Source organism: uncultured Fibrella sp. (assembly GCF_964250085.1).
GTDB lineage: Bacteria > Bacteroidota > Bacteroidia > Cytophagales > Spirosomataceae > Fibrella.
In genome coordinates this window covers 1,143,771-1,162,856 of the sequence record NZ_CAXUEC010000001.1, presented here as the reverse complement: position 1 = coordinate 1,162,856, position 19,086 = coordinate 1,143,771, and the positions used below count along the sequence as shown (strand labels likewise).

The window sequence follows — 19,086 nt, the reverse complement described above, 5'->3', positions numbered from 1 at the left end:
GCCGGGCGTTTATTTATTGCGATTTTTGCCCTGAATGAAAATTAGCGTCATTATCCCCACCTATAACGAGGCCGCCACCATTGAGCGGGTAGTCAACGACGCGTTTACCCACGGGCATGAACAGGTAGTGGAGGTACTGGTTGTTGATGGGGGCAGCACCGATGAAACCGCCGACATTGCCCATCGGGCCGGAGCAACAGTGCTGGCAGCACCAACGCTCGGGCGAGCCGCCCAGATGAACTACGGTGCCCGACTGGCAACGGGTGATGTACTCTATTTTGTTCACGCTGATGTGCGTATTCACCCCGATTTCGTCAGCGACATTTCACACGCTATAGAGCAAGGCTATGAAGCCGGTCGCTACCGGTTCCGGTTCGACTCCGACAACGTTTTATTGCGTTTCAACAGTTACAGCACCCGTTTTGGCGGGCTCATGAGCCGGGGCGGCGATCAGACCTTATTCATTAGGCGTACCCTTTTCGAACGACTCCACGGTTTCGATGAACATTATGTGATCATGGAAGATTTTGATATCATCCGTCGAATCGAACAACAGGCCCGCTTTGTGGTGATTCCTAAAGATGTGGTTGTGTCGGCCCGAAAATACGAGGCTAATTCCTGGTTACGAGTTCAGTTGGCCAACCTGACGGCGGTTCTCCTGTTTGCCTGCAACGTATCCCCCACCCGCATTGCCCGCACCTATCGAACCTTGCTGAAGTGAATTGACCACCCGGCCGTGTTCATCGCCGGGCTAGATCAGTTGGCTGTAACCCCTGTCGTTTATGCCCTTGCGAATCCGTTATTTCGACCGATTTCACTTGCGGACTGACCAGCAGCATCCGGGCCGATTGCGACAGAAACGAATTACCGTAACCAAATTCAACCTTTTGCTTTTTCCCATCCGCATACGTCAGCAGCGCTGTGGCATCGGTTGGGGCAAGGCGTAAATTTCTGGCCGGTTTGGTGTTACGGAACACGCACAACCGACCCCGATTCTGGGTAGCGGCCAGCAATTCAGACCCGCGGCCATCGGCAAGCTGAACCAGTCCCTTCGCGTTGCCAGGTACGTAGAAGCCACTGCTGGCAATGGATTGTGGCGCAAAATTACCTTTGCCGTCGCCCCGCAGAAACAAGCCGTTCATGGCATCATACCGTCCCGCCAGTACCTCACCGCCGTAGTCGTTTCCCACTAGCATAACGTCGAGCTTACCATCCCGGTCAACATCCTCGGCCACCATTCCAAAAATAGGGGCCACTTGTGCCTGTATTGGCAACGGGTGCATGGCAAATGTACCGTCTCCTTTGTTTTCCACATAAGCCGACTCCAGGTAATTCGCTTCCAGCACCAGGGCAGTCTGGCGTTCTTCGGGCGTCAGCAGCTTGTCGATCGTGGCTGTTGCGAAGTCTTTGTAATACGGAAACCGTTTTCGCATCACGATCATCTGCTTAATCAGGTCTTCGCGTCCGTGAAACGTATACTCCTGCCGTTTGCCTTCAGCATCGGGAATAAAAATCGTTGGTATGGCGTCGTAAAAGCCGTTGTTGTCAAAATCCCCCGCATAGAGGCGTACCGGTTCGGTATCGCTGGCCCGCATCCGGGCATTGCGCCCAAGGTTTCCCGCGATGTAATCAATATCGCCGTCGCGATCGAAATCACCCGCTACCAGCGAGTTCCACCAGCCTTTTTTTGCCTCGAGGCCAACCGTCGTTTTAGTTAGTTTGCCCTTTTGATTTTTCAATAAGGTAAGCGGCATAAATTCGCCGGCCAGCATGAGGTCGGGCCATCCATCGTTATCAGGGTCTGTCCAGAGCGCATCGCATACCAGGCCAATGTCTGTCAAGTCCGGGGCGACCTGTGCCGTCACATCAACAAAACGGGGCTGACCGGCTTTACTGTCATTGCGAAGCACTATACTCGACGTCGGTTTTGGATACTGATCGGGTATCACACGGCCGCCAACAAACAGGTCCAGATCACCATCACGGTCAAAATCAACAGCTTTCACGCACGATTTGCTGGTTGTATTGGCAGGCAACGTACCTGGAATATGGGTGAACGCACCGCCTTCATTTATATACAGACGATCCTGATAGGCCACCGTATTAGCCTGACCTTCTGTACCGCCACTGGCAATGTACAGATCAAGGTCTCCGTCACCATCAGCGTCGAAGAGCAACGTACCCATATCCTCTTCAGCCTTACCATCAGTCCCCGTTTCAGTGGGCAGTAAGTCTTTATCTACGAATGAGCCGGCCGTTGTCTGCAGCAGAAAATGCCCTTTATTACCTTTCGAACCACCAATAAACAGGTCGTCCAGACCGTCGCCGTTTACATCCCCAACCGACACGCCGGGGCCATACTGCGATAATTTATGTGGCAGTAATTTTTGCGTATTGAAGTCGATATAGTCAGGCTCCTGATGCTGAAAAGCTATTTTTAGCGAGTCTGTCACCTCGGTAAACAAGCCAGTCGGTTTATTGGCAGGCGGCGAAACAGGTTCGTTCGCATTGCGACGATCGGCCGTGATCACCTGGTTGGCCTTCACATTACGCAACGTTTGCTGACGGGCAGGCTGCGTTCCGCTGGCGGGCCAGATAATTCGCACCTCGGTGATTATCTGTTCTTTACCTAAACCAAAATGGGCTACCGGTTCAACCGTCGACAGGTAACCCCGATACGGACTATGCTCATATACCTGCTGCTGTTCGTTTTGCTTGCCATAATGAAGTTCAACAAAAGCACCCAGTCCCATTCGGTTCTGGGCTGGTCCCACAAACTTGATCCGCAGGTAATTAGCCTGTTCAGACTTACTATCATTCAGGTTGTTGCGGTAGACGAAGGCCGAATCGTTAATGTTGTTGACGACATAATCCAGGTCGCCATCGTTATCGAGGTCGCCATAGGCTGCTCCGTTTGAAAAGGAGGGTATGTCGATTCCCCATTTACTGGTAACGTCTGAAAACGTCAGGTCGCCATTATTCCGAAACGCGTAGTTGCTGATCTTGACCACCGGAATTTGCGCCAGAATATAGTCTTTCGTAGCAATCCGGCCGTTTTCGGCGCGAAACGTCATGAAGTCCCGATCGGTCACATCCTTCGGGAAACCATTGGTAATCAGCAGGTCACGAAAGCCATTATTGTCAAAATCGACTACCATCGGTGCCCAGCTCCAGTCCGTTTCGGCTACGTCGGCCAGCAGGCTGATTTCACTAAAAGCAGGCGTAGTAAAGTTGGGGCGCCCACCCTGATTAAGTTGTAGTGTGTTACGAATTACCTGGTAATTGAACCCAAACTGATCGTTGTTCAGGTACGTCTGGTAGCTGTTGGCTGCCAGCATCATCTTTTTCCGGTAGTTGTCGCGGGGCATCATGTCTACGGCGATGATATCAGCCAGTCCATCATTATTAATGTCAGTCACGTCGTTGCCCATCGCCGTGTTGCTGGTATGCTTGAAGGTTTCGGCAGCCCGGTCGGTAAACGTTCCGTCGTGGTTGTTGATGTACAGGAGATCGTCGGAGAGGTAGTCGTTGGTGACGTAAATATCTTTCCAGCCATCCCGGTTGATGTCGGTAATATTTACGCCAAGCCCGTAGCCATCGTGCAAAATACCAGCCTGTTTCGACACGTTGGTGAAAACCGGGTGACCAAGTTTAGCATCAGGATCATTGCGATAGAGGCGGTCGGTGTTCAGCGAAGATCCATCATTGACTTTAGCCCGATACACATTCGGATACTCGTCGATGCGGTCGGTTAGCAGGTACAGGTCCAGGTCACCGTCATTATCATAATCAAAGAAAGCGGCGTTGGTGGTATGGCTGTTATCGGCAATGCCATATTCGCTGGCCATTTCCCGGAAAGCAGGTGGCCCGTTTTTCACACCCTGATTTACATAGAGCAAATTCTCCCGTTGCGTATCACTTCTGCTCAGGGTGGCGCTAACGTATATGTCCAGCCAGCCATCATTATTAATGTCGATCAGCGTGGCTCCCGAACACCATTTACCGTTTCCCCCTACCCCTGCCGACCTGGTTACGTCGTCGAACTTGAAATTGCCTTTGTTCACATATAGCCGGTTGGTTACCTGGTTGCCGGTGAAGAAGACATCAGGCAGGCTGTCGTTGTTGAAATCGCCCAGAGCCACACCTCCCCCGTTATAGAAATACTCAAGGTCGAGGATGCTTACCGAATCTGACTCAGATAGGCGGTTTACAAATACAATACCAGTCTCTTCGGCTGGTAGTGAGGTAAATAACGGCTTATCAGCGGGTTCACAACCGACTAATAAACTACTTGTCAGTACGAAATATACGATAAACAGCGTATGGAATTTCATGAGTATAAGGTGCAAATTTTAATAATAAAGTACTCAAGACTATTTTAGCACTGCAATTAAATTAAGACTAGTAACTAATATAAATACCAGCACAAAATTAAGTATTTTATTGGTATATTTTTGTAGTTATACTCTTATAAATAGTAATATAGTGCACAAAATTATTTTTATCTCACTAAATCATAACAACAAACATTAATATCTCGTAACTTATTGATAATCAACGCAATATATAGGTATATTCATATTAATTTTAAATTATTTTAAATTTTAATGTCATATCTAAGTTAAAAAATATCAAAATATACTTTGATGTATCAGTGTAGTAATATGCATTGATTCGTTTTCACAATTTAATGGTCTCAACCAGATGAACACAAGATTCTACAGTACCTTTCAGGCTATTTTACTGGGGGCATTCATGCTGCTCTGTAGCATGAATGTTTCGGCGCAGGGGCGTCGGATTACCGGAACAGTTACCAGTAATACAGATCCGGTGCCTGGTGCTACAGTTGTTATTAAGGGTACGACTACCGGCACAACAACAGATGCCAATGGGGCATTTTCGATCAACCTGCGCGATGCAAATGACGTCATCACCGTTTCGGCAATCGGCTATAAATCAACCGATATAACAGTCGGCGCCCGCACTACCCTCGATGTTCAGCTTCAGGAAGAAGCCTCTACGCTGAACGAGGTGATCGTGACGGGTTACTCGACCGATAGCAAGCGGGACAACACAGGTGCCGTATCGACGGTGAAGTCGCGCGATTTGGCGGTTGTTCCCTCTGCTAACGTGGAAACCCAGTTACAGGGTCGCGTGGCCGGGGTTACCGTTATTGCCAGCGGACAACCCGGCGCAAACAACACCATCCGGGTACGTGGCTTTGGTGCCTTTGGTGGTAACCAGCCGCTCTACGTTGTCGATGGTGTGCCAACTGGTGGCATTGGTAACCTTAGCCCTGACGATATCGAGTCTACATCGGTACTCAAAGACGCGGCCGCTGCGTCTATTTATGGGGCTCGTGCTGCCAACGGGGTTATTGTTGTGACAACGAAAAAAGGGCAGCGCAAGGCACAGCGTCTGAGCGTTTCGTATGATGGCCTGTATGGCGTCACCGACCCAGGAACAGCTCCTGCCGTGCTCAGCCCACAAGAGCAGGCCGACTGGACCTGGAATGCCATTCGTAACCGTCGGCTTGCCAACGGCGAAACCATTGGTCCCGATAGCTTCACGGGTATTGCTGGCGGTCAGTATGGCGCCGGCCAAACGCCTGTTCTACCTGAATACCTGCAGGTGGGCAACCGGTTTGGCGTAACAGGCGGGGTAGATCTGGCGGCCGAACGGTCGAAATACAACATTGATGCGTCGTTGGGTGGTATCTATCAGGTGACTCGTGCCAATCAGGCAGGTACAAACTGGTATAAAGCCATTACCCGTACGGCTCCATTAATGCGTCATACACTCGGCTTTTCAGGCGGTGGTGAAAGCAGCCGGTACTACATCAGCGTTAGTCAGCAAACGCAGGCAGGTATCCTGCTGAACAACAACTTCAGCCGCTATACCTTCCGTGCCAACTCGGATTTCGACATTCTCAAGAACAAGAAGTTCCGGTTTGGCGAGAATCTCCAGGCTACCTACATCGATAACTCTGGTCAGGTAGGTGGTAATGCGGGGCAAAACCTGTCGCAGGAAGAAAGCGAGATCCTGACGGCGTTTCGGATGGCTCCGATCATTCCTGTTTACGACGTATTTGGTGGGTATGCCGGTACGGCGGCCAAGGGGTTCAACAACCCGGCTAACCCGGTAGCTTCACGGGACGGAGCCAAGAATAACCGGAATTTTAACATCGGGTTCTTCGGCAATGCCTACCTGGAATATGATATCCTCCCCGACCTGACTGTTCGGAGCAGCATCGGCGGTTCACTGACAAACTATTACAATAAAACAACAACGCGCAATACGTACGAAAACGCCGAGGGTAACAACGGCGGGTTTCGGATCAACGAAGGGGCTGGCTACAACATAGCCTGGACGTTTACGAACACCGCCCAATACAAGCGGAAGTTTGGTATCCACGGCCTCGACGTGTTGGTGGGTCTGGAAGCGTTGAATACGGGCTTTGGTCGTAACCTGAGCGGTGTTGGTCTAAACCCCTTCTCAACGGATCCAGACTATGCCAGCATCACAACCTCGTCGGCCTCAGGACGCCAGTCGAACAGTGACCTGTTCAGTGGGGTCAATTTTTACTCGCAATTTGGCCGGGTTAACTACAGCTTACTGGATAAATACATTTTCACCGGCGTTCTGCGTCGCGACGGTTCATCGCGTTTCGGGGCTACCAACCGGTATGGGGTATTCCCGGCCCTGTCAGCAGCCTGGCGCTTATCGGCTGAACCGTTTATGAAAGACATTCCGTTCGTAACGGATCTGAAAGTGCGGGGTGGCTGGGGCCAGATGGGTAACTCGAACAACGTAGACCCAAACAACCAGTATAGCCTTTACCAGTCGAATATTGCCAACTCGTATGACATCAGCGGCGGTAACTCAGGCGTAGATCCTGGCTTTTACCGGAGCCGGATCGGTAACCCGAATGCCAAATGGGAAACCAGCACCACCACCAACCTGGGTATCGATGGTTCATTTCTGAACGGAAAACTGGACATCGTATTAGACATCTGGCGGAAAGATACCAAGGACCTGCTTTTCCAGGTGCCTATCGCGGGTGTGATCGGACAGCGGGCAACGGCTCCATCGGTAAACATCGCCAGCATGCGGAACCAGGGTATCGACATTCAGTTGATTACGCGGGGTAAAGTGGCCGCCAGTGATGTGGGTTATGAAGTAAACGTAACGGGTAGCTTCCTGCAAAACCAGATTCAGTCGCTGGCACCGGGCGTTCCTTACGTCGACGCGCCACTCGGCACACAACGCCTGTCATTACCGGCAACCCGGAACCAGCCGGGCCAGAGCCTGGCCGCGTTCTATGGTTATCAGGTAGTTGGTCTGTTCCAGACAAAAGAAGAAGTAGCTTCTGCCCCCACGCAGGAAGGTGCAGGTGTAGGTCGTTTCCGCTATGCTGACACCAATGGCGATGGTCAGATCACGCCTGACGACCGCACGTTCCTGGGTAGCCCGGTACCTAAGTTCACGGGTGGGTTGAACCTCCGGCTTACGTTCAAAGGATTCGATGTGGCAACGTACCTGTACACATCGCTTGGCAGCAAGATTTTCAACCTGTCTAAGTGGTTCACCGATTTCTATCCATCCTTCTCTGGAGCCGCCATCAGCGCTCGGGTGAAAGATTCATGGACACCGACGAACACCAATACCATGCAGCCCATTTTTGAAGACGTTTCGAACCTGAGTACCAACACAGTTCCCAACTCGTTCTACGTAGAAAACGGCTCTTTCCTGCGGATGCAGAACCTGACAATCGGCTATACGCTGCCTTCTCAATTGATTGGCAAACTAGGCCTGAGCCGGGTGCGCTTCTCACTGGCGGCCAACAACCTGTTTACGGTAACAGGCTACAAAGGGCTTGATCCGGGCGTTGGTGGTGCCGCTGATAATAACTTCGGTATCGATGTTGGTAACTACCCAATCACCCGCAGTTACAACGCTGGCTTGAGCATCGGTTTTTAAACCCGGTTAAGCTAACCAGCCAGGCACCTGGCTGGTAGCTCAGGCTCATGAAGCCAAACAATCACGATTCAATCAATTAAAAAGATAGTAAGATGAAAAAGACATTCACGAAAGGAGCCAGTTTAATACTGCTTCTGACTGTAGTTTCGATAGCTTGTAAAGATTCGTTTCTTAGTATAGTTCCTAATGGTCAGCTACTTAGCACGTCGTTAACGACAAACAACGGCTTACAGGGCTTGCTGATTAGTGCCTACGCTCAGTTGAACGGGCGGGGCTACTCACAAACAGCCAGCCCAACCAACTGGGTGTATGGCAGCATCATGGGGGGCGACGCTAACAAGGGGTCTGACCCGGCCGACTTCGGTGCCATCACGCCGTTTGAGACGTACCTGATCAACGCTTCCAGCGCCGAATTAAACGCCCGCTGGCAGGCACTTTATGAAGGTGTCAGCCGCGCCAACTCGGTGCTCCGGCTGCTGCCAACGGCCGACCCAACCGTAACGGCTGCCCTTAAGCAGCAGTTGTCGGGCGAGTCTCGTTTCCTGAGAGGTCTATATTATTTCGATCTGAAGCGGACCTTCAACATGGTCCCTTACATCGACGAAACGGTGGATTACGGAGCCGATTTTGGCGCTACGATCAAAGCCATCCCGAACAACACCGATATCTGGCCGAAGATCGAAGCTGATTTCAAATATGCGTATGATAACCTGGCCGAAACAAATACGCAGGCAGGTCGCGCCAATAAGTGGGCGGCGGCAACGTACCTGGCCAGAACGTATATGTACCAGCGGAAATTCACGGAAGCGAAAGCCCTGTATGACCTGATCATTGCCAACGGAAAAACAACCAATGGCAAAAAATTCGGCCTGGTTCCTCAGTATGCGCAGGTGTTCAATGCGGCGAATGAAAACAGTGAAGAAGCCGTTTTTTCGACGCAGAACGTAGCCAACGCCGGTAGCTCAGACGCAGCTTCGGGTGACCTGAACCTGAATTACCCCTACAGTGCCGGTATTGGTGCCACATGCTGCGATTTCTTCAAGCCTAGCTTCGATCTGGCGAACTCGTTCCGCACCAACGCCAACGGGTTACCGATCGACATCGCCCAGGCCAACGGTGCCTACGACAACGGCACCAACGAATTGAAAACGGACATGGGCCTGTTACCTGCTGATGCTTTTACGCCAGACACCCGCGCAGTTGACCCCCGCCTGGACCACACTGTTGGCCGTCGGGGTATTCCGTATCTGGACTATGGTCTTTTCACCAGCGCCTGGACTCGTAACCAGGGTTTTGGTGGCCCGTATTCTACCAAGAAGTACGTTTTCTACCTGGGTCAACAGGGTAAGGTTGCCGACGTATCGAACTGGACGAAAGGCTGGTCGGCTACGAACATTGTGCTGATGCGTTATTCGGATGTACTGCTGATGGCTGCCGAAGCCGAAGTAGAAGTGGGAAGCCTGGCAACGGCGATGAGCTACGTGAATCAGGTACGTACCCGGGCGGCTAACCCTGCTGGCTTCGTAACCACATCGGACGGTAAACCCGCTGCCAACTATGTAATCAGCCCTTATCCAGCGTCGTCGTTTGCTTCGCAGGATGTGGCCCGGCAAACAGTTCGGTTTGAGCGCAAGCTGGAACTGGCCGAAGAAGGTCAACGGTTCTTTGATCTGGTTCGCTGGGGTATTGCCGCACCAACGCTCAACAGCTTCCTGGCGTATGAGAAAACAAAGCTCTCTAACGCTTACAGCGGCGCTGTTTTCACTGCCGGCAAAAACGAATATTTACCGCTGCCACAGATACAGATTGATTTACAGGGCAAGGATATCCTGAAGCAGAATCCGTTGTACTAGTTTCGAGAGCAGCATTTGAGTCACGTTTAAAAAGAAACAGGCCAGCCCCGTAAGAGGCTGGCCTGTTTCTTTTTAAAGTAATCCTGTTGGCCTATTGATACCCTTTATTCTGGGTCAGCACACCAATTTGCCGGTCGAGTTGCGTTTGCGGAATCGGCATTACTTCGTTTTTACCAGTTACAAACTTAGCCCCGGTAAACGTACCTGGCAGTTTACCACCTTCATAAGCGAAGTATGCGTTCAACACTTTTTCGGCCGTACCCCAGCGAACCAGATCGAAGAAGCGATGCCCTTCACCCGACAGTTCCAGCTTACGCTCGAACTGAACGGCGTTACGCGCCACCGTTGCATCAGTCCAGGCAGTCGTGTACTGGTTGATCACATAATTGGCGGCAGGCTTGCCATCGGTACCTTTCACGAATGAGTCGGCATTAGCGGCGCGGGCACGTACCTGATTGACCAGTTTACGGGCATTTTCCAGGCCACCCAGTTCCACTTCAGCCTCAGCGGCCATCAGTAGCACATCGGCATACCGGATTACGTTGTAGTTGATAGCCGAGTAACCGTCTGTCCATGAACTACCATCCGTCAGCGTTTTATCCTGCGACTTGTAATAGATGAACTTCTTCGGGGCAAATGGACCACCATACGTCTGGTCACGAATCCAGTCCTGACCAGGGTGCGGACCCCAGTCAAGATAAGGCAATCCACGACGGCCTACTGAGTGGTCGAGGCGAGGATCTACCGGACCCGCATCGGGAACGAAGGCTGTTTTCGAGTCAATACCCTGGTCTGTTTTCAACTGGTTAGCCCCTGCGTTATACGAGCCATCCAGCAAAGGCAGTCCGTTGGCGTTGGTGCGGAACGAGTTTGCCAGATCAAAGCTAGGCTGGAAGAAACCGCAGCAACCGGCAGGGCCACCGTTATACGGAAAGTTCAGTACAAAGTCGGGGTTAGCATTGGCTACGCTCCCTGTATTTGCTGCCGCCTGAATAGCGAAAACAGACTCTTCGCTATTGCTCACTGCTGCGTTGAACACATCCTGGAACTTAGGCAGTAGCCCGTATTTCTTACCACTGGCTGTCTTGCCATTCGCAATGATCTGGTCAAAAAGTGCTTTGGCTTCGGCAAATTTCTTCTGGAACATGTACGTCTTGGCCAGATAAGCAGCAGCAGCCCATTTGTTGGCGCGGCCGGGTGCATCCTGTACTTCGGGTATGTTGTCGTAGGCGTACTTGAAGTCAGCCTCAATCATTGGCCAGATCTCCTTATCGTTCTTCACCTTGTCGATGCCCGTTCCGTAGTCGACCGATTCATCCACGAACGGTACTGAACCGAACGTTTTCCGTAGCTCGAAGTAGTAGTGACCACGCAGAAAACGCGCCTGCCCACTTACGTTCTTCTTGATAGCGTCGGTCACGTCCGGGCCGGCAGAACCCAGGATACGCAGCACATTGTTCGAGCGGCTTACGCCGTCATACATAGCCTGCCACTTGTCGTTACCGGGACCTGTTGATGGCGTAACCGTAAAGTTCTGAATGAACACGGCTGTACTCTGGTCACCAGCATTGGACCCTTTATTGGCGTCTCCGCCCGTTACGCTTCCCCAGAGCCAGTTGCTGCTACCGCCAAACCAGCCGAAATCACGGCCATTCATACTGGCATAAGCGCCAACAAGTAACGACTGAATACCAGCATTAGTCGAGAGCTGGCTATTCGCTAGTTGAGCGGTGGGAGCCACCGACAGGAAACTGTCTTTACAGGCAAAGCCGATGAAGGTGAAAAACACCGTCAGGGCAGCGGCCAGAAGGCCTTTTTTAACGTTTGTGATCATGAATTTTGTTGCTTAGAAAGTTAAACCAATACCGCCGTTGAAGCCACGGGTAACCGGGTAGTTGCCCACGTCGATACCGAAGTTGGTATCGGCCGAACCACCTACCGCAGGGTCAAGTCCTTTGTAGCCAGTAACCGTGAAAAGGTTTGTCGACTGAACAAAGAACCGCAGCCGTGCCAGACGCGACGTAGGTGGCAATGAGTAACCCAGCGTTACGTTCTGTAACCGCAGGTAGTCACCGCTTTCTACGTAGAAAGAGTTCGATACGGTATTGGTACTGAAGTTAGACGTGTTCTCGAAAATAGGCGTGTCGGTATTTGTGTTGGTTGGCAACCATGAGTTGAGCACCCGGGCACTAACTGCTGCTCCCGTAAACGACGGGTAGAAGTCGGTATACCACTTCGAGAAGTTGTAAATTTTACCACCCAGCGAGCTATACAGGTTGGCCGTCAGATCAAAGCCTTTGTAGCGCAGTACCATGGTGATACCACCCGTGAATGAAGGCACCGGGCTACCCAGGAATGTGCGGTCGTCGGCCGTTATCTGACCATCGCCATTGATGTCCGCATACCGGAAACGACCCGGTGCTGCGCCATCCTGTTTGGCCGCGCCATCGACTTCAGCCTTGTTACCAAACAGCCCAACTACCTGATAGCCGTAGAATGACGAGATTGGCAAGCCAGGCTGAATCTGTACAGGGCTGATGTTACGGAAGTTGGCTGGCTGGATATTCGCTACCCCAGGAGCCAGGCTCTTCACGGTGTTGCTCAGGAAGCTGCCATTAAAGACCAGCTCATACTTCAGCGCACCAGTAAGTACACCCTTGTTAGAAATTTGCAGGTCGATACCCTGGTTCTGCATTTCAGCTACGTTTACCGATGGCGCGCTGGCAGTAACACCAACTACAGCAGGCAGCGGCACCTGAATCAGCAGATCTTTCGTCGTCTTCCGCCATACGCTGACGGCCACCTCCAGTTTGCCATTGAACAGGGTCGCATCCAGGCCAATATCAGCCGTGACAGCCGTTTCCCATTTAGCCAGCGGGTTACCAATCCGGCTACGGGTGATACCGCCTACTACGCTGCTCTTTGACCCGGTAAGGTCATACCCCCGGTCGATACTCGATGCGTACAGGCTAAACTGGTTGTTGGGGTTCACGTTGTTTGAGTTACCCATTGCCCCGTAACCAGCGTGCAAACGCAGGAACGTGATAGCCGGGATATTCTTCATGAACGGCTCGCTCGAAATAGTCCAGCCTGCCGATACCGCCGGGAAAACGCCATAACGGTATTCCGGGGCAAAACGCGATGAACCATCCCGGCGAATAACGCCAGTGATGCTATACTTGTCTCTGTACGAGTAATTCAGGCGGCCAAATATCGACGAGAAATTGGTACCCAGCCCGTAGCCGCTGTTTACCTGCTTACCCGTGCCCTGTACCGTACCCAGCGTTACGAAGTTAGGGTCCGTCGAAAATGGATTGATACCAAATCCGTCGATACCACGGCCACTACCCGTGTTGAGTGCTTCCTGACCGGCCAGTATATCCACCGTGTGAACACCGAACTGACGACGGTAGTTGGCCGTGTTGGTCAACGTCCATGACAGGCTATACCCGCTGCCTTCGCCATACCCGAAGCTGCTGTTATTTTCCGAGTTCTCGTACTGCAACCGCTGGTAGTAGTTATAGTAGCCACTATTAAACTGGCCACCGATGCTGCTACGCAATGTCAGGTTTGGAATCGGATCGAACTCCAGATACAGGTTACCAAACGCGTTACCGTTGAAATTACGGTCGTTTACTTGTCCATCGCGTGACGCCACCGGGTTACGTGGGTTGTTAAAGCCCTTTGCCGCTGTGCCAGCGTAGCCACCAAATACATCATATACGGGAATAATCGGTGGCATACGGAATGCTTGCAGGATATCATTCTCATCCTGAGGTACGTTCTGGCCGTTGTTACCCCCGCCCTGCCCAAGGGCCGACCGATAGGTAAACTGTAGATTTTCGCCCAGGCGCAGGTTCTTCAGGATGTTGAACTCCGTGTTCGCCCGGAAAGTATACCGGGTAAAATCGTTGTTCTTCAGAATACCCGCCTGATTCTGCTGACTGAAACCAATGTAAAAACGACTGTTTTCACCACCACCCGAGATACCGATGGTATTACGGATCAGGGGTGCATTACGAGTAATCGCCTCATACCAGTTCGTACCTGCTTTGTTCGCCTCCACTACCTGATACACATTACCCGCGTTGCGGTCAACGTTGTATTTCAGTCGCTCGGCCGCCAGATCCACGGCACCACTTACGCCGGCTACGCCACCAACGTTGATATAAGTAGGCAATACAGGCGTTTGTCCCTGACCATACTGGCCACCGGCAATACCAGTGAAGCTATCGGGTTTAATAGATCCCCCCGCCTGGAAGATATCGTTCTTCCGGGCTTGCCACGACCAGTCGGCCTGTTGCTGCGGATTCAGGATCGGTTGGCCTGTACCGGGCGTTGTTACACCGAAGAAGCCATCATAGGTTACCGTTAGTTTTTTGGCATTGCGCGTACCCCGCTTTGTGGTGATGTTGATCACACCACCAGCCGCCCGTGCCCCATAGATCGACGCCGTAGAGGCATCTTTCAGGATGTCGGTGCGCTCAATATCATCCGGGCTAAGGAAGTTTATACCATTGCCGTTGTCGCTGATAGGCACACCATCTACTACATACAGAGGCTGGTTACCGTCGAATGAGCCAAAGCCCCGGATACGTACCAGGCTGTTGGTACCCGGCTGGCCATTTGTAATTACCGTTACACCCGCCACGCGGCCCTGGAAAAGCTGCTCGACGTTGCCAGAGGGCGCTACCGTTAAATCGCGGCTTTTTACCGAAGAGACTGCCCCGGTAAGGTCTTTTCGCGTTTCACTGGTGTAACCCGTCACAATTACTTCATTCAGCACCGAAGCATCTTCGCTCATGCTTACGTCAACGCTCGTTTTGTTGCCTACAGCCACCTCCTGCGATTTGAAGCCTATACCAGAGAAAACCAGTACATCACTGTTACCCCGCAGATTGAGGCTATACCCTCCGTTTGCGTCCGTAGACGTACCGGTTGAGGTGCCTTTAATAACCACGTTAATGCCCGGTAGCCCACCATCGGGACCGGTAACGCGCCCATTGACGCGCCGGTTCTGAGCAAAAGTGCTAATCCCAATCAGGAACAGCACCATGCTCATGTAAGTAATTTGTAGAAGCTTGCTTCTCATGTAGATTGTAGGTTTAAAAACGACAACTAAAACGTAATGAATCCTTCATAAAGTATAAGAAATGTACTTGGTACTTTATAGCCTATTTAAGAGGTGATCCACTTTCTTATACTCTACTTAATTGCAAAATAATACAATTATCGCTTATGTTCAGCTAAAATAAGATGTATAATTGCATATGCAGGCTTACTACAGTAGTTTTCAAATAGCACTAAATATAAATTTTTTGTTAATCAAGATTAGTACTCAATCGTGTCGATCATAGAAGTTTTACGCCCTCTTAAGCATATACCTACTGGTCAGTTGGTTATTGTAGTACTGGTTATAAGTCTGGCTTCCTGCCAGTTTAGTAGGAAACCGCTATTCTCTTTAGTACCAGCCGAAGAGACAGGCATTACGTTCGCTAATCGTATCCTCGACAACGACTCGATGAATATTGTCGACTTCGAGTATATCTATAATGGAGGCGGTGTAGCACTGGGCGATTTCGATAATGACGGGCGTACAGATGTGTTTTTTACCGGCAATCAGGTAGCTAACCGGCTGTATATCAACCAGACGGAGCAGGGTTCGCACAACCTGCACTTCCACGACGTAACGCAGGAAGCTGGCGTTGGCGGAAATGGAAAGTGGTGCTCAGGAGTAGCAATGGTCGATATCAACAACGACGGGCGGATGGATCTGTATGTGGGCGCTACCGTCAGCAAGGATTCGGTGAAACGGCAAAACCTGCTTTATGTCAATCAGGGTGTGAAAAATGGGGCACCCGTTTTTAAGGAGATGGCCCACGAATATGGCATTGCCGACGACGGACACACCACCAACGCCGCCTTTTTTGATTATGACAATGATGGTGATCTGGACCTGTATGTATTGACAAACACCATCGAAGAGCGGAACCCAGGTACGTATCATTACAAGGTTGCCAATGGCGCCTCCAAAACTACCGACCGGCTCTATCGGAACGACATCGATACAAAGCTGGGGCATCCGGTATTCACCAACGTGTCGAAGACCGAAGGCATACAGATGGAAGGCTACGGCCTGGGACTCAATATCACCGATCTTAACCGCGATGGCTGGCGTGACGTTTACGTAACCAACGACTACCTCACAGACGACCTGCTCTGGATCAATCAGCACAACGCCGGTAAGCACACGGGGTTTCGCGATGAGGCAGGCCAGTATTTTAAACATACCAGCAGTTCGGCAATGGGAAACGACGTGGCCGATGTGAATAACGACGGATTGATGGACATTGTCGCCGTTGACATGTTACCCCGCGACAATTTTCGGAAGAAAATGCTGGTCGGCCCCAACAACTATCAGACGTACCTGAACAACGATCAGTACGGCTTTACGTATCAATATGCACGAAACACGCTGCAACTCAATCAGGGGCCACGGCCTGGCACCAGGGGCCTTAGCAGTGGCCAGCCATGCCGACCAGATGGTCAACCGATGCCGATTCAGCCGGTAGAGCAAGGAGCCCCTTTATTTAGTGAGGTGAGTCTACTGGCCGATGTGGCCGAAACAGACTGGAGCTGGGCACCTTTGCTCGTCGACTTTGACCACGACGGGCATCGCGACTTATTGATTACCAACGGATTTCCGAAGGATGTAACCGACCGGGATTTTACCTCATTCCGCCAGCAAAGCGAAATGGTAACCACCAAACGATTCCTGCTCGATCAGATTCCGGTAGTTAAGATTCCAAATTACGCCTTCCGAAACCTGGGTGGCAACGTACCTGCGTTTGCTGATGTCACAGAAGAATGGGGGCTTAAAACCCCCAGCTTCTCCAATGGTGCGGCCTACGGTGACCTCGATAACGACGGCGACCTGGACTATGTAGTCAACAATATCAACGATTCGGCCTTTGTATACCGCAATAACCTCATCGAACAACAAGGCCAGGCAGCAACGTACCTGCGGCTTCGATTCGAGGGACCTGCCCGCAACCGAATGGGGCTTGGTGCATACGTAACCATCAACTACGATATACGCGATGGACAAACCAGTCAGCAGCAAGTGTATGAGCATAGCCCATACCGGGGTTACTTGTCGACGGTTGAGCCCATCGGCCATTTCGGGCTGGGCGCAGTCGATATCATTGGTGAACTGCGGGTGGTCTGGCCGGCTCATGATGGACAGCCTGCCCGCCAGCAAACGTTGCGAAACGTGAAGCCCAATCAGGTGCTCACGCTTCGGCAGCAGGATGCGACCGAAGCGCCCACGCCCGCCAGCCCTGCCGCTACTCCCCTGCTCCGCGACCTGACCGATTCGATCGGATTGAGTTTGACACATACGGAGCCTGAGTTTATCGACTTCAACAGTCAGAAATTACTACCGCATAAGCTATCGCAGTTTGGCCCGTCGGTAGCCGTTGGGGATGTGAATGGGGATGGCCTTGAAGACCTGTTTGTGGGTGGGTCACGGCAGCAACAGGGACACTTGTTGATTCAGACGCGAGCTGGTGCTTTCATTGAAAAAGGAGGCTTGCCCGTCTTGAAAAAGCCAGCCGATAAACCCCAGGAAGATATGGGTACGTTGCTCTTCGACGCGGATGGCGATGAAGACCTTGATCTGTACATTGCCAGTGGCAGCGTGGAGGCACCGGCTGGCGATCCGGCTTATCAGGATCGGCTTTACCTAAACAACGGCACGGGCATGTATACGCTGGCCGTTGGTGCATTACCAGCCAGTACAATCAGTAAATCCTGCGTGAAAGCGGCCGATTTCGATCAGGACGGCGACCTCGACCTGTTTGTGGGTGGCCGGGTCATTCCCGATCACTACCCTCAGCCAACATCGAGTTTAGTGCTTCGCAATGATAGCAAAGCTGGACAGCCCCGTTTCACCGACGTAACGGCGCAGGTAGCGCCAGCCCTGATCAATATTGGCCTTGTCTGCGATGCGCTTTGGACCGACCCCGATAACGATGGCGACGCGGATCTGATGCTCGCTGGCGAGTTTATGCCCATCACCCTATTCGAAAACCGGCAGGGCCAACTGAAACCGGTAGATTGTAAACTAACGAACGCTCGTGGCTGGTGGAATTCGCTGACACCAGGCGATTTCGACAACGATGGCGATATTGATTATGTAGCGGGCAATCTGGGTCTCAACGCCCGGATGCGGGCTAGTGAGCAGCAACCCGTACGGACGTATGCAGGCGATTTCGACAATAACGGTTTCTACGATGCCATTCCAACGGTATTCATCCCCGATGAGAACGGGCAGGCGCGTGAATTTACCTTTCATGGTCGCGACGATCTCATTAAGCAGATGATCCTAATGCGGGGTCGGTTCCAGCAGTATAAAGACTTCACCCAGGCCAGCATCGATAAGCTCCTGAAGCCTGAAGAACGACAGCGGGCACTGGTGCTTGAAGCGAATGAGTTCCGATCGATGTATATCGAAAATAAAGGAAACGGCGAATTGGCTATGCACCCCTTGCCCATGCAGGCTCAAATGAGCCCTTTGTTTGGTATGGTAGCCAGCGATATGGACCACGACGGCAATCTAGACCTGCTGGCGGTTGGGAACGACTTTAGCGGTGAAGTGCTGGTTGGCCGCTACGACGCCCTGAATGGTCTGTTTTTGAAGGGCAATGGCAACGGAAACTTTACCGCACAGCCTATGCAAAAGAGCGGCTTTTGCGTTACCGGAAATGCTAAAGGGCTAGTTCGGCTGGCGACTGGTGCGGCAGGGAATTCGTTATTTCTGAGCACCCAGAACCGTGGACCTGTCTGTGCCTTCCAAACCAACGTACCTACCCGGCTATTAACTCCGAAAACCACCGACGTTGCCGCATTGATCACCTTTGCCAACGGGCGCACGCAGCGGGTAGAGTTGCCCTTTGGCAGTTCTTATCTATCCCAGTCAAGCCGTACGTTGAGCTTGGACAAGCACGTAAGATCGGTGGTGTGGATTGATAGTCGGGGGCGGAAGGGGCAGGAACAACACATAGCCACCAGATAGGAATAGCGATCCACAATACAAACAGGCATCTACATGGAGCATACTCAGGCGCAGCGACCCCCATACGCTGCGCCTGTTATTTTATAACTCTTTCGTGTGCTATCGATGACAAACCAGCTCATTTGCCCGGTACACGATTTGTTTCGGAAAATTATCTACGGAACAAACAATCTTTGG

Annotated in this window: 7 protein-coding genes; 4 read left to right on the top strand and 3 right to left on the bottom strand. The window is 51.7% G+C overall.

Annotation, left to right across the window (positions count from 1 at the left end; genetic code table 11):
* The first annotated feature begins 34 nt into the window (after positions 1 to 34).
* A complete protein-coding gene (locus tag ACFE8Q_RS04630; protein ID WP_375444183.1) occupies positions 35 to 721 on the top strand; it encodes a TIGR04283 family arsenosugar biosynthesis glycosyltransferase in 687 nt (228 codons plus the stop codon).
* Between the two features lie 19 nt (positions 722 to 740).
* On the opposite strand, the gene ACFE8Q_RS04625 is transcribed toward ACFE8Q_RS04630, so the two are convergent.
* Positions 741 to 4,334 (bottom strand): VCBS repeat-containing protein, encoded by a 3,594-nt coding sequence (locus tag ACFE8Q_RS04625; RefSeq protein ID WP_375444182.1) that lies wholly within the window; start codon positions 4,332 to 4,334, stop codon positions 741 to 743.
* 370 nt (positions 4,335 to 4,704) lie between these two features.
* Here ACFE8Q_RS04625 and ACFE8Q_RS04620 point away from each other — a divergent pair, with 370 nt between their 5' ends.
* Together ACFE8Q_RS04620 and ACFE8Q_RS04615 are read left to right on the top strand one after the other, a co-directional pair.
* Positions 4,705 to 7,980 (top strand): SusC/RagA family TonB-linked outer membrane protein, encoded by a 3,276-nt coding sequence (locus tag ACFE8Q_RS04620; protein ID WP_375444181.1) that lies wholly within the window; start codon positions 4,705 to 4,707, stop codon positions 7,978 to 7,980.
* 92 nt (positions 7,981 to 8,072) lie between these two features.
* Positions 8,073 to 9,833 carry a RagB/SusD family nutrient uptake outer membrane protein gene (locus tag ACFE8Q_RS04615; protein WP_375444180.1) on the top strand — a complete coding sequence of 587 codons (1,761 nt, stop codon included), beginning with the start codon at positions 8,073 to 8,075 and terminating at the stop codon, positions 9,831 to 9,833.
* Positions 9,834 to 9,924: 91 nt separating this feature from the next.
* On the opposite strand, the gene ACFE8Q_RS04610 is transcribed toward ACFE8Q_RS04615, so the two are convergent.
* Together ACFE8Q_RS04610 and ACFE8Q_RS04605 are read right to left on the bottom strand one after the other, a co-directional pair.
* Positions 9,925 to 11,667 (bottom strand): RagB/SusD family nutrient uptake outer membrane protein, encoded by a 1,743-nt coding sequence (locus ACFE8Q_RS04610; protein WP_375444179.1) that lies wholly within the window; start codon positions 11,665 to 11,667, stop codon positions 9,925 to 9,927.
* A gap of 12 nt (positions 11,668 to 11,679) precedes the next feature.
* A complete protein-coding gene (locus ACFE8Q_RS04605) occupies positions 11,680 to 14,925 on the bottom strand; it encodes a SusC/RagA family TonB-linked outer membrane protein (protein WP_375444178.1) in 3,246 nt (1,081 codons plus the stop codon).
* Between the two features lie 429 nt (positions 14,926 to 15,354).
* Between ACFE8Q_RS04605 and ACFE8Q_RS04600 the strand changes: the two genes are divergently transcribed.
* Positions 15,355 to 18,909 carry an FG-GAP-like repeat-containing protein gene (locus ACFE8Q_RS04600; RefSeq protein WP_375444177.1) on the top strand — a complete coding sequence of 1,185 codons (3,555 nt, stop codon included), beginning with the start codon at positions 15,355 to 15,357 and terminating at the stop codon, positions 18,907 to 18,909.
* The last annotated feature ends 177 nt before the right edge of the window (positions 18,910 to 19,086 follow it).

Excerpts from the sequence above, each read along its gene's own strand:
- ACFE8Q_RS04615 (WP_375444180.1), top strand. The coding sequence starts at position 8,073 with ATGAAAAAGACATTCACGAAAGGAGCCAGTTTAATACTGCTTCTGACT.
- ACFE8Q_RS04620 (WP_375444181.1), top strand. The coding sequence starts at position 4,705 with ATGAACACAAGATTCTACAGTACCTTTCAGGCTATTTTACTGGGGGCA.
- ACFE8Q_RS04610 (WP_375444179.1), bottom strand. The coding sequence starts at position 11,667 with ATGATCACAAACGTTAAAAAAGGCCTTCTGGCCGCTGCCCTGACGGTG.
- ACFE8Q_RS04605 (WP_375444178.1), bottom strand. The coding sequence starts at position 14,925 with ATGAGAAGCAAGCTTCTACAAATTACTTACATGAGCATGGTGCTGTTC.
- ACFE8Q_RS04625 (WP_375444182.1), bottom strand. The coding sequence starts at position 4,334 with ATGAAATTCCATACGCTGTTTATCGTATATTTCGTACTGACAAGTAGT.
- ACFE8Q_RS04600 (WP_375444177.1), top strand. The coding sequence starts at position 15,355 with ATGAATATTGTCGACTTCGAGTATATCTATAATGGAGGCGGTGTAGCA.
- ACFE8Q_RS04630 (WP_375444183.1), top strand. The coding sequence starts at position 35 with ATGAAAATTAGCGTCATTATCCCCACCTATAACGAGGCCGCCACCATT.